The organism is Nitrosomonas sp. Nm51, assembly GCF_900111165.1.
Taxonomy (GTDB): Bacteria; Pseudomonadota; Gammaproteobacteria; order Burkholderiales; family Nitrosomonadaceae; genus Nitrosomonas.
Genome location: NZ_FOGH01000006.1, coordinates 1 through 15,146 on the forward strand (window position 1 = coordinate 1; position 15,146 = coordinate 15,146).

11 protein-coding genes and 1 pseudogene are annotated in these 15,146 nt (G+C 49.8%); 3 read left to right on the forward strand and 9 right to left on the reverse strand.

All coding sequences use genetic code 11. From position 1 onward, the window contains the following. Positions 1 to 629: 629 nt before the first annotated feature. A pseudogene (locus BMY60_RS03775) lies at positions 630 to 848 on the forward strand (AbrB/MazE/SpoVT family DNA-binding domain-containing protein); the annotation flags it as partial. A 488-nt stretch (positions 849 to 1,336) separates the two neighbouring features. On the opposite strand, the gene BMY60_RS03785 reads toward BMY60_RS03775, so the two are convergent. From BMY60_RS03785 to BMY60_RS03795, 3 genes are all read right to left on the reverse strand, one after another. After that, entirely contained in the window at positions 1,337 to 1,756 is a 420-nt protein-coding gene (locus BMY60_RS03785; protein ID WP_090331337.1) for a hypothetical protein, read from the reverse strand. Between the two features lie 15 nt (positions 1,757 to 1,771). Next, positions 1,772 to 5,104, reverse strand: coding sequence for a FecR domain-containing protein (locus BMY60_RS03790; protein ID WP_256250669.1), 3,333 nt, complete (start codon positions 5,102 to 5,104; stop codon positions 1,772 to 1,774). A gap of 285 nt (positions 5,105 to 5,389) precedes the next feature. Then, positions 5,390 to 7,654, reverse strand: a complete 2,265-nt coding sequence (locus tag BMY60_RS03795; RefSeq protein WP_177166570.1) for a CHASE2 domain-containing protein — start codon at positions 7,652 to 7,654, stop codon at positions 5,390 to 5,392. A 103-nt stretch (positions 7,655 to 7,757) separates the two neighbouring features. Here BMY60_RS03795 and yaaA point away from each other — a divergent pair, with 103 nt between their 5' ends. Together yaaA and BMY60_RS03805 are read left to right on the forward strand one after the other, a co-directional pair. Next, on the forward strand, positions 7,758 to 8,561 hold the full coding sequence (gene yaaA, locus BMY60_RS03800) for a peroxide stress protein YaaA (protein WP_090331340.1): 804 nt from the start codon (positions 7,758 to 7,760) through the stop codon (positions 8,559 to 8,561). A gap of 50 nt (positions 8,562 to 8,611) precedes the next feature. Beyond that, positions 8,612 to 8,977: a nuclear transport factor 2 family protein gene (locus BMY60_RS03805; protein ID WP_090331342.1), complete on the forward strand. Its 366-nt coding sequence runs from the start codon at positions 8,612 to 8,614 to the stop codon at positions 8,975 to 8,977. Between the two features lie 95 nt (positions 8,978 to 9,072). On the opposite strand, the gene BMY60_RS16585 is transcribed toward BMY60_RS03805, so the two are convergent. From BMY60_RS16585 to BMY60_RS03835, 6 genes are read right to left on the reverse strand one after another with little or no spacing between them, the layout of a single operon-like run. After that, positions 9,073 to 9,555: a Na+/H+ antiporter subunit G gene (locus tag BMY60_RS16585; RefSeq protein WP_090331343.1), complete on the reverse strand. Its 483-nt coding sequence runs from the start codon at positions 9,553 to 9,555 to the stop codon at positions 9,073 to 9,075. A gap of 3 nt (positions 9,556 to 9,558) precedes the next feature. Further along, a complete protein-coding gene (locus BMY60_RS03815) occupies positions 9,559 to 9,828 on the reverse strand; it encodes a K+/H+ antiporter subunit F (RefSeq protein WP_090331344.1) in 270 nt (89 codons plus the stop codon). Beyond that, positions 9,822 to 10,313 carry a Na+/H+ antiporter subunit E gene (locus BMY60_RS03820; RefSeq protein WP_090331345.1) on the reverse strand — a complete coding sequence of 164 codons (492 nt, stop codon included), beginning with the start codon at positions 10,311 to 10,313 and terminating at the stop codon, positions 9,822 to 9,824. The genes BMY60_RS03815 and BMY60_RS03820 overlap by 7 nt, the downstream gene beginning before the upstream one ends. Further along, positions 10,313 to 11,854, reverse strand: a complete 1,542-nt coding sequence (locus tag BMY60_RS03825) for a monovalent cation/H+ antiporter subunit D (protein ID WP_090331347.1) — start codon at positions 11,852 to 11,854, stop codon at positions 10,313 to 10,315. The genes BMY60_RS03820 and BMY60_RS03825 overlap by 1 nt, the downstream gene beginning before the upstream one ends. Next, entirely contained in the window at positions 11,851 to 12,180 is a 330-nt protein-coding gene (locus tag BMY60_RS03830; RefSeq protein WP_090331348.1) for a Na+/H+ antiporter subunit C, read from the reverse strand. Before BMY60_RS03830 ends, BMY60_RS03825 begins: the two co-directional genes overlap by 4 nt. Beyond that, positions 12,181 to 14,991: a monovalent cation/H+ antiporter subunit A gene (locus tag BMY60_RS03835; protein WP_090331350.1), complete on the reverse strand. Its 2,811-nt coding sequence runs from the start codon at positions 14,989 to 14,991 to the stop codon at positions 12,181 to 12,183. It lies immediately after the preceding gene. Positions 14,992 to 15,146: the final 155 nt, after the last annotated feature.

Consider the following 15,146-nt stretch of genomic DNA (forward strand, 5'->3'; position numbering starts at 1 on the left):
AGCAGGTCGCTGGCCAGCCTTGGTGCGTTATATCATCAGTAAAATTATTGCCAGCAAACCCCAGAAATCACAATTTCTTGATTCATTTCCCGCTACGTTGGCATTTGATTCCAGCTAACTGAGGAATTTAGGATTAAATATTTGATTTCAACTTTAAAGGAGTACTAGTCATGGATATTATCTCCGTGATTGTATTACTGGTTGTCGTAATTGCTTTTGCATATATGGCATATGATGCTACCCGGTCTTAACATCAAGTAAGCCTTGATCTTAAGACATCGATATGGAACGGACGATTCCGTTTGGTAGCGCGTACCGCTGCACGTAATTCGTCAATATGACGTACCAGCAAATCCAGCCGTCTTCTCGAGAAGATTCACGGTAAAAAAATACGTCCCGCCTGACACCCGATACCTTCGATAATTCGGCATATCACTCTATCAGTTTCAGTTTTCGTAAGGCGGATGCGCGAAGGATGATCCGCCGTGACAATGTTGTCATTCAGCCGTTGTCTGTAACTTTCACTCCATTTGGCGGAACGCCTCGGCAATTACCTTTTGAGTTCCCGTTGTACAATGCTGAATAAGTATATCATTGGGAGTGGTTATCAAATGTAAGTTTCAAAATGGGGCAACAGTCTGGCCGTCAGAATACCTGCTTCGGTTGTTGAAGTGCTTATTAATCTGAAGGAAGGTGACGAGATTGAAATTCATGTCGCAGGTTCCCGCGATATTGAAATCATGAAAACGCCGGAAGTTCGTGAAATTCTTGCGCGTTTAAGGAAGTACCGGGGGCGATTGCCGAAAGACTTTAAATTCGATCGCATTGAACTGCATGAACGGTCATAACGTTTTTCTGGATACAGATGTAGTGCTGTATCTCTTATCTGAAGATGAAACAAAATCGGCTCAGGCAGAAAATATAATTGCAAATGATGGAACTATAAGTGTTTAGGTGCTCAATGAATTCGCAAGCGTAGCCAGCAGAAAACTGGAAATGTCTTTTGCAGAAATCCGGGAATTTCTTTCACAAATATGTATGCTATGTCCTGTGGTGCCGGTGACTGTCGATGTACAATTTTCACGGGCTTCGGATAGCGCAGCTGCGTTGTCTGTTGACTGTACAGCGCTATATTCTGAAGATATGCAGGATGGCCAAATGATAGACAACCGACTTGTTATCCGGAATCCGTTTGTATGATTTATGTAATGATGGCGTTTACGATGTTGAAGAACTGCGTGTAGATTTAGGCGTTGTGGTTCCGGCCACAAACACAAAATTGCGCAATGCAAAAGGGGTGATCTTTGACCCCTTTGTGATCTTGTCAATCTGCTTCTTAGAAAGGTAAACATATTTCAACGCCTACTCCACCTATTGGATAATATATTGACCGTAGACCCATAGCCCAACAGTGGGATTTTTTAATTTCTACGAATGAAAATGCTTGCGGTGGCGAATATGCCCGGGCTGGGCGACGTTCATCCGGGGTAAAGATTTCGGCGGATTTTGCTTGACTTGATGCGATTGCCAATGGGTTGCCGTTTCTGTCTACAGCAACGATGAATCCAATATTTTCCATGTTTGTGAGTCTTAGCAATTCTTGTTCAAGTTCTGGCGATAGCTGTGGAACTTTATGATGCTGATAATCTTTTGAATGTTCTCCTGCTGTATTATGATCTGTTCTCTGTTCGTGCTGCATAGTGACGCAACCTGCCAAAAATATCGATCCTGTCAGTAAAAAAACAACTGCTTTCATTTTTTAATTCTCCTTCTAAAAATTTAAAGTCACTCGTGCAAAAAAAGTGCGTGTCGGAATAAACCGGGGATTAATCGCTTCGGATACATAAAAATTCACATTTCTGAAAAAGAAATGTTCATTTAAAAGATTCCTGCCTTCAAAACTGACAAGCCCCATTCGGTTCGGAAATCGATAGCCAATAGTCGTATCGAGTAAGAAAAAATTATCTAGTGCTGTAGTGGGAGCTGCGCCTGGAAAAGCGGCTGTACGGTCAATTTCCTGCCGCACAAAAGTGCCCGTAAGTTTTGCAAAAAGGCCGTGCGGGTTAAAATAGTTAATGCTGACCGGAACACTGAGTGTTTCAATTCGGGTCGGCTGGTTAAACTGCATGATTCGTCGAGAAAACTTCTCAAGCTGCGCTTCGCTTCTTATCGCCCAGAATTTGTGCGGCAGCAGATAAAAATAGCCGCGATATAATTGCTCTTTTTGCTTCTGGGTATCTAACTCCAGTGACTGTGGCATTCCTTGTATTACTGGAACCTTCAGGTCGCGTGAAGATACTTCGATGCCGCTTAAGATATTTTTTGTAAGTTGAGCATCCAGGCCAATCCCTTTGCGCTGCGCCCTGGTGCCATTAAAATCGTCAAAAAACTGGTTAAAACCGGCAACCTGCGTCGGCTCGAGAGTCTGGTTGGCAAACAATGCCGATTTGACGGTTTCAAAAAATGCCAAACGCATGCGGAAACGATCGAGAAAGCTCCACTGTAAGCCAAACTTGGGATTGAATTTATTTTCTTTGATAACAGCGCTGTCTTTCAATGCGTCGTAGCTTAAACCCAAAGTGATGCTGACATTGTCTATCTGGTTAAAATTAGAATAAAGATAACCGTTCTGGCGTTCTCTGATAAAGTTGTCAGGTAATGAGACAAGCGGAATATTTTGTTGATTTTTTGCATCGGACCGATAAGTACCGGTGCCCATGATGATATTTAAATGTTCTTGCCGGTAATGATATTGCCCTTCTACCAGATAAGCTTTTTCCTTAGTATTATTCAGCAGGGGGGTGATAACAATGTCATTTGTAGCGGGATCGAAACCGGGTATTGCAAAATTTAGGTTTTCTTTTCGGTCAAAATACGCAGCCGAGAAAATAATATCCTGGTCAGGTGATAACGCATACCGACCACCTACGCGCGCGGTATCCTGTTCCAACCGTCTGCGTTGATTCGGGTCGAATCTGCCCGGATCGAAGTCGAGCAGTAAGTCTCCGTGCGTCGTTTCGCGTCTGCGCACCTCTGCCTGAAGATTGAATTTAGACGTGACCGCGTATTGCAAGAAGGCATTGTAGATGTTATGTTTTTGATCATTATTCGGGCGAAATCCATCGCTGCCGTAATGAAATTGCCCGATACTCATCGAAGCACGGTCGTAGAGCGCCGATGCGACAACTTCGTCACCGATGGTGCCGTTGCTGCCGACGATGCCCGAAGCAACTAACTGAGCGCGATTACGTTCGACCAACGGCGTAAATTCATTAAAGCCGGTCACGGCAGGGCCGGTATTGGTGATGATATTCAGGTCGGCAACAGCGAGACGCGGCTGTACGGGGTTGACGTTAATCGGTTGCAATAACTGCGCTTGCAACAATTCGCTGACGCGCGCGATTTCGTGGCGCGGTGTATTTGCATATGTATCCGACAAAAACCGGTGCGCGGAATGATTCGATGGGTCGTAAGCCAGCGATTTGGCGGTTTCCATCAATGCGCGCTTTTCAAACCCGAGGTTGTCGTAGATACGCGCGAGGCTGGAACCGCGTCCGGCCTGATCCTGATCCAACAACAGTCGGGAGCGGTATACGGCGCGGTTGCCGTTGAGTTCAATCGATTTCTGAATGTCCCGCAGCGCTTCAACCGGGCGGTTCTGCGTTTGCTTCTGGATGGCGCCGTAGAACCACGGGGTGGGATCATTTGGGTCGCGTTCCCTGGCGAGTTCAAACTGCGTTTCTGCGATTGAGTAACGCTTTTCCTCGAAATACGCTTTGCCAAGGTAGCTGCGAATCAGTGAATTGCCGGGATCGAGGCTGGCGGCGATTTCGAGCTCGATGCGCCCGGCTTCAAGCCGGCCTTCGCGGATGAGCGAGAGCCCCAGCCCGAGCCTTGGCATGGGATCGGCCTGATCAAGCAGTATGGCGTCATGAAAAACCGATTTTGCATCGGCGGTGTCGATTTGCAGTAAATACGCAAATCCCAATACCGTTTGCGTTTTGGCAATAGCCGGATTCAGGCCGACCGCTTCCTGTGCGGATGCAAGCGCCTGTTCGAGTTCGCCGACAGACATTTGCAGCTCGGCAAGCCTTGCCCAGATCAGCGCATTCTGCGGATCGAGAACAACCGCCTGTTTGACGCTGGCCAACGCGGCCTCGATATCGAACGATGCCTGTTGGGCATACGAAAGCGCGAGCCTGGCCGCGGCTGACAATTCGTCGTATGCAACGGCCCGCTTTGCCAGTTCGAGCGCTGTTTGCTTGTCATTCTGGACCACTGCAATAATGGATTGCAGTGCAATGGCCGCGCTGTTGTCCGGGTCTTTGGTCAGTATGCTGCCGATGATGCTGCCGGCTTCTTGCGCCCGTCCGACGGACAGCAGCTGCTCCGCTTCCTGCAACCGGCTGGTGAAGTCTGTTTCAGCTGTATCGAGACGACCCCGGTGATAGCCGATAATCGCCGGGTAATGCAGCGTCCACTGCACGGCATCGAGTGGTTCGACCACCGTTTCCTTTTGCGGCGGCAGATTGCGGTAGGCGACTGCGGCTTCATGGTCTGTCAGAGAGAGGCTGCCCAGCGTGTTTTCTGCTGATACGCGGCCTTCAAAAATGATAATCTGTGCGAAATCGCTTTGCACACGCACAAAAAACTCCGTGCCTTCCACGCCTGCGTTCAAAAAAGGCGTTCTGATTTTAAACGGTCTGGGCGTGCGCGTGATAATGTGAATGGCGCCTTCGATCAGGTCGACGAACGAGGTGATTTTATTGGCATCGGTTTGCGGAATAGTGATGGCGGACCGTTGATCCAGCCGCATCAGGCTGTCGTTACTGAGCCGTATTGAAGCGCGGCCATGCCGGCGCACTCTGAGCGAGTCGCCCGCGCAAAGCGGCGTATCCAGCCTGGCGGACTCCCATAATGTGGACTGCGCCCGGCGCAGCTCGACATCGCCCTGCACCGAGACGACCAGTGCGGCGTTCACTGCGCAGACATCTGCTGCTATTGCGTTGCGTGCCAGCATAACAGGTACAGTGGCGAGTACGGCGAAAGCCAGTAAAACCAGCCAGCTGCTGGTTCGTTTTACTGCCGTTTCCGATATGCTCATAGCTCTCTTGTTTTTCTCGTAATATCCATTACGTAGCTGAACTGCAACGCAGTCAAAAGATTAACATAATATAATTGTTGCGGTCTAAAAATCTTGTAGCCGGGCTATAATTTGCGTATAAGTGCCCTGAATAGTTTTGAGTAAAGAAATACTCCTATAAGGCATCAAACGTTAACTGTTTTTGTAGCAGATTGCGCGTGGAAGCGATGCAGTCGATAACATGCTAACGTGCAAAACGTATGTTGAAAGCGGGAATTATCGCACCATGCAGCGAAAGGTTTATGGTTATGGATTTTTTGTAAGTTTGTGGATGGTCTGCCATTGTTCGGGCGGCGATTTAAGGCAAATATTCAGATAGAATGTTGCGGGTCCGTCTTCCGGAAAAATCTCGAGGATTTTTTGCCACTGATTAATTGCATTGGACTGCTGTTGCCGGTAGGTTGCTAACGCCGCGTTGAACATAGTACATAACAGCCGCTGCTGGTCGCTGGCGGTTTGCCGATAGTCTATCAGTTCAAACAAGCTGACCGGTGTTGATCTGCCCGCAAGCTGAAAACTGCCCAGCGGGCGGGTTAGAAAGCGGTCGATGCCGTCAATCACTTCGTCGGTGACCAGCAAATGGGTGCCCAGAGACTTATTGGCGTTTTCGATACGGCTGGTAGTGTTGACCAGATCGCCGATAACACGGTAGATATAGTTGTCCATCGCGCCCAGCCTGCTGACCAGCAGATCGCCAAAATGGATACCGATGCGTGTGGGCAGTGGCGGGTGACTGCCCTCGCGATTAAAGCGGTTGAGATTGTTGATGATGGTCAGGCCTGCTTCGCAGGCTTCTTCCCGAAGCGTTTTGCTGGCGGAGGTGGCTTCCCAGATCGCCAGCATGGCATCGCCGATTTTTTCAGAGACGACGCCATTGTTTTGTCTCACCGAACGGGACAAGACTTGAAAATAATCGTCTATCAGCCGTCTTAGTGCGCGGACATCCATTTTTTCCGCAAGCGTTGTGTAACCCTGGATATCGGTGAACATACACGCGCCAAAAACGAGTTGATCCTTGCTCAGACTGGCATCGATGCGTCTGGTTAAATCGCCCACCACACGATCAGGCGTAAACTGGCCGAACAATTCCAAAAGCTGATCGCGCTCTTGCCTGGCTGTGAAGTAATTGAGCAAAACAGAACCGAAAATTGCGCCAGGGAGGAGAACGAGCAGTGGAATAATCAGCGGCAGCCAGATGCCGGCCTGTTTAAACAGCAACCAGGTGAAAACAGTATAGGCGCCCGCTGTGATGATGCCGGCTGCGATCAGCGCCTTACTGGACAGTAATGGAAAAACAAAACCCAGCGTCAAACCCGTGACAAATAACAGTCCGAGGCTGCCTGCGTAGGGGAAAGGCCTGACCGGTCTGTTTTCAAGCAGATTGGCGAATGCTGTGGCGGCAATCTCGACGCCGCTGATTTTGACGCCTTTCGAATCGGTAAAAACAGTGTCATATGCATCGCGTGTAATTTCGTACTCAGCATGTGTTAACTGAGATAATCCGACAAAAACCACTTTACCGCGGACCTGATCGAGCAATGCGCCGGATTGTTTTTGTTCTTTTGCCGCCGGCTGCAAAAATTGATAATAAGGAATGGTTTTGATCGTGCCTGGCGGTCCATAAAAATTCAAGTAATATGCCTCCTGACCGGCGTAAAGATTGACCAGTGCCTGAATCAATTGTTTCTGCCGGATATTGAATGTTGTGTTGTGACGTAATTCGGACATTATTTTGGGCTTGATTTCAGGATGATTGATAAATAATTGCCGCAAGAAAAGCGCCGCTGATTCCAGATCCTTGGTCTGGTCTTGATAGTGTTGAAAATGTGCGGTGTCGAACGGATGTACCTTGTGCAGTAACGCGGTCAAATGGTCATAAACTTCATGTGCATAGGCATGTAACACCACGGCCGGGATTGTTGGAGAGTCGCCTATACTTGGTTTAAAAGCCCAGTAGGCGTTGATGGGAACAGGGAATTTATCCGGCAGTGGAAAGGGGGTATGCGCCAATACTGCCGCCGAGATCTCTTTCAGCAGCGGGATGCTTTTTTCCTCGATCAGTTTAAATTCAGAAGGATTACCTGGGTTAGCCGCCAGATCGTGTTCTTTGGTGAATAACCGCTCTACAACAATAACATTGCCAGCATTTTCAATCGCTTGTGCCAGTTGCAGATCGTGTTCAGGTATTGCGCCGGCTTTGCGGAAAATAAGATCCAGCACAATGACGCGCGCGCCTGACCGATGAAGCCGGTCAATCAGCCGGGCATGCAGGTTGCGCGGCCATGGCCAGAAGTCTGGCGGTGTAAGCGCTAAACCCAGCTTGTTGGCCGATTGGCTGTCAATGGTAATAATCATCACATCATCGGGTGCTGGCGCCGCTCCGCGTAACTGGAACAGCAAGTCCAGACCGTATTTTTCTTCCAGATACCACCCTTGGGGCGAAAGGTAGAAAGCCATGCCAGACAGGCCGATAATAATGCCTAAAAAAGTCTGCCTGACATATTTTGTCATGATTTGGATTGATTTACTGCGTACTTGCAAAATGCCCAGGCAAGATTTTAGTATACTTACCCGGAAAATGTTACCCGATCTAGAATTTTCAGGATAAAAATGCATGATTATTGTTATTTCGCCCGCAAAAACACTGGATTTTGAAGCGCCCGCCGGTACTGAGAAATTTACCATACCGGATTTTCTTGACGATTCGGCCAGGCTGATCGATCAGTTGAAAAAGCTGGAGCCCGATCAAATTGGCCGGTTGATGTCGATCAGTCCCAAGCTGGCCGTGCTCAATTCCAACCGATATTTTGAATGGAAGCGCCCGTTTAATCCGGATAATGCCAAACAGGCGGTGTATGCATTCAAGGGCGATGTGTATACCGGTCTCGATGCAGAATCGCTGGATGCGCAGGCGGTGGATTTTGCACAGCATCATTTGAGAATTCTCTCCGGTTTATACGGAGTGCTTCGCCCGCTCGACCTGATTCAGCCGTACCGTTTGGAAATGGGCACGCAGTTAACAAATCAGCGCGGCAACAACCTCTATGCATTCTGGGGAGACAGTTTGACAGACGCCATTAATCGGCAACTGCGCGAACAAGGCTCGAATACGCTGATCAATCTTGCGTCCCAGGAATATTTCAAATCGATCAATACCAGGAAATTGAATGCCAAAGTCATTTCACCGGTTTTTAAGGATGAAAAGAATGGTGTATACAAAATAATCAGTTTCTTTGCCAAAAAAGCGCGTGGTTTGATGAGCCGGTATATTATCCAGAATAATTTGATGAAACCTGAAGATATTAAACAATTTGATGCCGCCGGATATACGTTCAATGAAGCCGCAAGTAATGATGATGAATGGATTTTTATGCGCGAAGAATCTGCAGCATCTGCTGCACGAGATGATCAGCACTAGCCATTGTTACTATTAACAGGAAATCAGTTATTTTTTTGGGAGGGCGGTAAATGAGTGTACAAAAAAATATGGAACTGGCAAAAAATTACATCGAATTATCGAATAAGCATGACCTGAGGCGCATTGAAACGCTGTTTCTGGGAGAGGCCACGTATCATTCCGCGTATTTTGGCGAGTATAAGGGCAGTGTTGCCATACATGAAATGATGCTGAGTTTTTTTGCGCGTTATCCCGACGTGCATTGGGAAGTGTCGAATTACCGCCCGATCGGAACAAACGGTGTTGCGTTTGATTTTCTCATGACGGCAACAGATGCCGCCGCAGATGAGCCTGTCAGAAGACAGGGGCGTGAATGTATTTACTTTGAGCCTGACGGTCTGATCAGCCGTATCGAGGTGTATAAAGCAGGCGAATAGCCGCCTGGTGGAATTATTATAAAAACCCGGTATTTTTTCAGACAGCATCGCCGGACTGCCTGTAAAAGCCAAAGCAATAAATATGTGTATGCAGTCTATGGCCGTGTTTGATCGGGCGTTCCTGGTGTTTTTGTGATCGATTCCGATTTTTCCGGCCTTGCTTTTTCACCAGGACTGGCATTTTCACTGCCAATGCGTTCATTTTTTTCAAATGCTTCTGTTGCACCGGTTTGAGCCGTTCCGGTCATTTCTGTCTGACCGGCTTCTTCCGCTTCCGGTATTTCAGCCAGTGAAGGCAGGCCCAGGTGCAAGGCTGCTTTAGCCAGCAGATGCGCGCTCACTGGTGCTGTGATAAACAGGAAAATCGTAATTAAAAATTCGTGAAGACTGATCTGTTCGCTATAGGTGCTGAAATAAATCGCCGAGGCGATCAACAGACTGCCGACACCCAGTGTGGTTGCCTTGGTCGGTCCGTGCAGGCGGGTGTACAAGTCTTTTAGCCTGATCAGGCCCAAGGAGCCGATGAATGCGAAACTGGCGCCGGTCAGCACCAGCAGGGAAAGAAGAAATTCCAGCATGATTTATTCGATAATATCGCCGCGTAACAGATATTTGCACAGCGCAACGGTGCCGATAAATCCCATCAGCGCGATCAGCAGCGCCGCTTCAAAAAAAAGCGCGCTGCCCAGGTGAATACCCAGCAACACGAGTATTGCAATGGTGTTGATATACAATGTGTCCAGCGCCAGTATGCGGTTGGGCGCATCGGGGCCGCGTAACAGCCGCCAGAAGCTCATCGCGACTGCGGCGGCGACCAATGCAAATGCTATCTGAATTGAAATCGCTAGCATGATTCAAAAATCTCCTTTAACGGTTTTTCATAACGCTGTTTAATGGTTGCAATAAGCCTGTCCGGGTCTGTTTCATTCAATGCATGAATCAACAGATAGCTGTGATCGTCCGAAAGCCGTGCCCATAATGTGCCTGGCGTCAAGGTAATGCTGTTAGCCAAAAGCCCGATTGCCAGGTCGGTAGTCAAGTCCAGCGGCAGTTTAATGAAAACAGGATGCAGTTGATCGGTATTTCCCAGTATCAGCCGCGCCACCGTGAAATTCGCCTTTATAATGTCATAAAATAACACCATAAGGTAGCGTATGAGTACCGCCGGTCTGCGGATGGATACCTTATCCGGCCAGAAGTGTATCGTGAGTACCGGTATCGCCCAGCCGAATATCAGACCCAGTGTGATCTGTCCGGGAGCGATACTGTTGTTGAGCAGCAGCCAGATAAAAGCCAGTACCGGTGTCAGGACAGGATGCGGTAACAGGCGCGTCATTATTGTTTAACCTCCAGATTCAGCACCGATTGAATGTACAGCTCGGGTTGCAGTAATTGACTGGCAGTGACGGTTGTATATTCAGTGATGGCGCCGGCCCAGATCAATAAGCCGATACAAAATGCAAGCAGATAAACAACCGGCGCCAGTTCGGTTGTTACGGATATGCCGCTTCGCTGCAGATTGGCGTCGGGATGGATATGACAGATATGCGGAGCCTGCGCCCGGTAAAACATCATGCTGCCGCCGCGCGCCAGCGCGATCAAAGTGAACAGACCGGTGATGAGCACAACGCCCATGATCCACGGCAGAGCTGCATGCGGCAAGGCGGCTTGCAGAATTAAAAATTTCCCGATAAAGCCGGAAAGCGGCGGCAGGCCGGCTATCAGCGCCGCCAGTATAAAAAACAGCGTGCCCAGTATCCGCTGTTGTTGAATGATGGGCCCCGGTTCGAACTGATCTTCCATGACGTCGCGCCGGTTGGCGATGCAATCTGCAAGAAGAAACAAAGCGGCTCCCGCAAAGGTTGAGTGCGGCAGGTAAAATAAACCGGCGGCAATGCCGGCTTCGTTGTTCATGCCAAAGGCCGTCAGCAGCGTGCCAATGGAAGCGATGACAAGATAAGCAACTTGCTGGCGCAGCCGTGTACTGGCCAGCGTTCCAAAGACGCCGATTATTAAAGTCATTAATGCCAGGGGTAAAAGCCATGCCTCAATCAAATTCGATACCGGGCCCGCCTGCGTACCAAAAATCAGGGTATAAACACGTAAAATACAGTATGCGCCGACTTTGGTCATAATGGCAAATAACGCGGCGACGGCTGCCGTGGTATGGGCGTACGCGGCGGGCAGCCATAAATAAAGCGGCAGTAGCGCGGCCTTCAGCGCAAACACAGCAAACAGCAGCAGGCCGGCTATCTGAATGAGCGCGACATCTTCAGTCTGCGCGCCGGCGACTTTGACAGCCAGATCGGCCATGTTCAGCGTACCGAGCAAACCATACAGTGTGCCTACAGCGAACAGAAAAAGCGTTGAACCGACCAGATTAATGACAACAAAATGCAGACCGGCTTTGGTTTTCAGACGGCCGCCGCCATGAAGCAGCAGGCTGTAGGAGGCCAGCAGCAGAATCTCAAAAAAAACAAACAGATTAAACAGATCTCCCGTCAGGAATGCGCCGTTTAAGCCAAGCAACTGTAAGTGAAACAGTGCGTGGAAATGCGCGCCGTCTTTATCTGTACCGCGCACAGCGTATAACAGAGCGCAAGTGGCAACCAGTGCCGTTACAACAAGCATCCAGGCAGCCAGACGGTCCGCTACCAGTACGATGCCAAAAGGCGGCGACCAGTTTCCCAGCGCATAGACAAAAATAGCGCCGCTGTTGACAGCGTTCAGGAGAAGGCCGGCTGCGGCAAGTTGCAGCGCTATCGCCGCAAGACTGGCGGCGCGCCTGAACAGTAGATGCCGCTGGGGCATCAGCAGAAGCAGTATGCCCGCCAGCAGCGGCAGTATAACCGGGAAAATAACGATATGATTTATCATGGCCTGTGCTTCCCGTCGACCTGATCGTTACCCATTTCCAGAAAAGCTTTCAGCGACAGGATGATCACGAAGGCAGTCATGCCAAAACTGATGACAATGGCGGTTAATACCAGCGCCTGCGGCAGTGGATCGGCATAATTCGCGGCGTTATCGTTGATAATCGGCGGATTGCCTATTGTCAGCCGCCCCATGACCAACAGAAACAGATTGACTGCATACGATAAAAAAGTTAGTCCCAGCACGACGGGAAACGTGCGGCCGCGCAGTGAAAGATAAACGCCGCAGGCTGTCAGTACACCGATGATGATCGAAACGAGTAATTCCATTTAACGTATCCGCTTTCTGGGTTTCATTTGATGGCTTTGATGATGCACCAGGCCCAGATAGACCAAAATAAGCAATGTGGCGCCGACGACAACCAGATAAACGCCGAGATCAAACGCCATGGCCGAAGCCAGCTCAAATTCGCCGATAACCGGCCAGTGAATATGGCTGTGTGTCGAGGTTAGGAAAGGGTGGCCGAAAATCCAGCTCGCCAGTCCGGTGCAGGTGGCAATCATCAGGCCGTAACCGGTGACTTTGTGCATATTGATCGGTAACCGTTGCTGCGTCCAGATTACACCGTTGGCCAGATACTGCATTACCAGTGCTACTGCGGTAACCAGGCCGGCAATAAAACCGCCGCCGGGCAAGTTGTGCCCGCGCAGCAGTATAAACATGGAAACCAGCAACGCAAGCGGTAATAGCAGGCGCGCAAACGATGCCATAATGGTTGGATGCAAATCTTCATCCCAGGCGCGCCCTTCGCTGTCATGGCTGGCGCCGGCAATTTTCAGGTGCTCCAGCAAGGCGTAAATGCCCAGCCCGGCCAGCGCCAGCACAGTGATTTCCCCAAGCGTATCATAGCCCCGGAAATCAACCAGGATCACATTGACCACATTGGTACCGCCACCTTCTGGCAGGCTGTTTTCGAGAAAATAGCCGGCAATACTTTCGTAAGGCCGGGTTAATACCGCCCATGCCAGCAGCGCAGCGCCGCCGCCCGCCGTTGTTGCGATTAAAGCATCGCGGCTGCGCAGCCATTTTCCCGACTCGTCAGGCGATTGCTGCGGCAGAAAATACAGTGCAAGCAGCATGAGAACAATGGTGACGACTTCAACGGAAAGCTGTGTCAAGGCCAGATCCGGTGCGGAGAATTTAACAAAAATCAGCGATACGACCAAACCGACGGCTCCCAGCAGCACCAGTGAAATCAGTCGTTGCCGGTGCATGACAACGGTTGCAATTGCGGCAGCGACGAGTACTGCGGCAACCAACAGGCTGACACCGTCAACCGGCAGTATGCCGCGCTCACCGGTCAGATCATAATCATGATCCGTTGCTGTTGCGCCGAATATTCCCAACGCTATGACAAACAGCATAAAAATGAACAGCATGCGCTGCAGCGAATGCGTATTCAGAAAATGCGTGACGGCGCTGGCAAAAGCAAGCAGCTTTTCCAGCAGGAATTCGTACAATGCCTTGAAATCGAACAGGCGCTCCAGGCGTTCCTGTAGTGTAAACAATGGCTTGCGTATCAGATAAAGTATCACCCCGCCAGCCAGCGCGGTAATGCTCATAAACAGCGCTGTGTTAAAGCCATGCCAGATAGCCAGGTCATGTTCGGGGACCGGGCCTTGTAATACGCTGGAAGCAGCAACAGCCAGGATGGGCTCAACGGTGAACGCCGGAAAGATACCGACCAGCAGGCACAAACCGACCAGGATTTCGACCGGTACTTTCATAAAGCGGGGAGGTTCATGCGGTTGCTTGGGCAGCTCAGTGGGTTCACCGTCAAAAAATACGTTGTGAATAAAGCGTAACGAATAAGCGACGGCAAAAATACCTGCCAGTGTTGCGGCTGCCGGTAACAGCCAGCCCCACGGCAGGTTGATGACAAAAAGTGTTTCGGCAAAAAACATTTCTTTTGACAGAAAGCCGTTAAATAGAGGCACGCCGGCCATCGATGCAGCTGCGACCATCGCAAGCAGTGCGGTATGCGGCATGTACTTCCATAGGCCCTTGAGTATGCGCATGTCGCGGGTACCGGTTTCATGGTGGATAATTCCCGCGGCCATGAATAGCGAAGCTTTGAAAATCGCATGATTGATGATATGAAAGACACCCGCCAGCGCAGCCATGGGCGTGCCGATGCCAAATAATAATGTAATCAGGCCCAGATGACTGATCGTCGAATAGGCAAGCAGTCCCTTTAAATCATGTTTGAACATGGCAATATAGGCGGCCACAACCAGTGTTACAAGCCCTGTGAAGCAGACAAGCCAGAACCATGCAGATGTACCCGATAACGCCGGAAACAGGCGCGCCAGCAGGAAAACGCCTGCTTTGACCATGGTAGCCGAATGCAGATAGGCTGAAACGGGCGTGGGCGCAGCCATGGCATTGGGCAGCCAGAAATGAAAAGGAAATTGTGCGGACTTGGTAAATGCGCCAAGCAAGACCAGAATCAGCATCGGCAGATATAAGTCGTGGGAGCGGATCAGGTCGCCGGAGGCCAGAATATCCGTTAAATTGTAGCTGCCGACAATTTGGCCCAGCAATAAAAAGCCGCCCAGCAGTGCCAATCCGCCGCCGCCGGTAACGGCTAAAGCCATACGCGCGCCGCTGCGCGATTCATGACGTGTCTGCCAGTAACTGATCAACAAAAAAGAAGACAGGCTGGTCAGTTCCCAGAAAATCAGCAGTTGAATAATGTTTTCTGAAGTGGCGATACCCAGCATGGAACCCATAAACATGAGCAGATAGGCGTAAAAACGCCCCATGTCATCGCGATCGGACAGGTAATATCTGGCATAAAGAATAATCAGCAGACCGATACACAGTATCAGGAGGGTGAATAACAGCCCCAGGCCATCCAGACGGAAAGCAAAATCCATACCCAGCATGGGCATCCAGGGAATACTGTGCACCAGCACCTTGCCTGAAAAAGCATCGGCTGTGTGAGGCAGTAGAAAAAGCAGCGCTATTAAAGCGACCAGACCGGCACCCCAGGCGGCATGCAAACGCCCCAGTTGTGCAATGACTGCAACAAAACCGGCGCCTAGAAACGGCGTTAACGCAATAAGCGATAGACTCATACAATGTAGAAACACTGAACACAAAAATGCATCATTGTAGTCGATGTCTTCAATATAAAAAAATTTTCCGGCAGAAAAAAACAGAAACCCGGCTGGGCTGGCGGTAATTCAGGCGATGATAATGTTCAGTGATAATAGTAACCGCCGAAGATTAT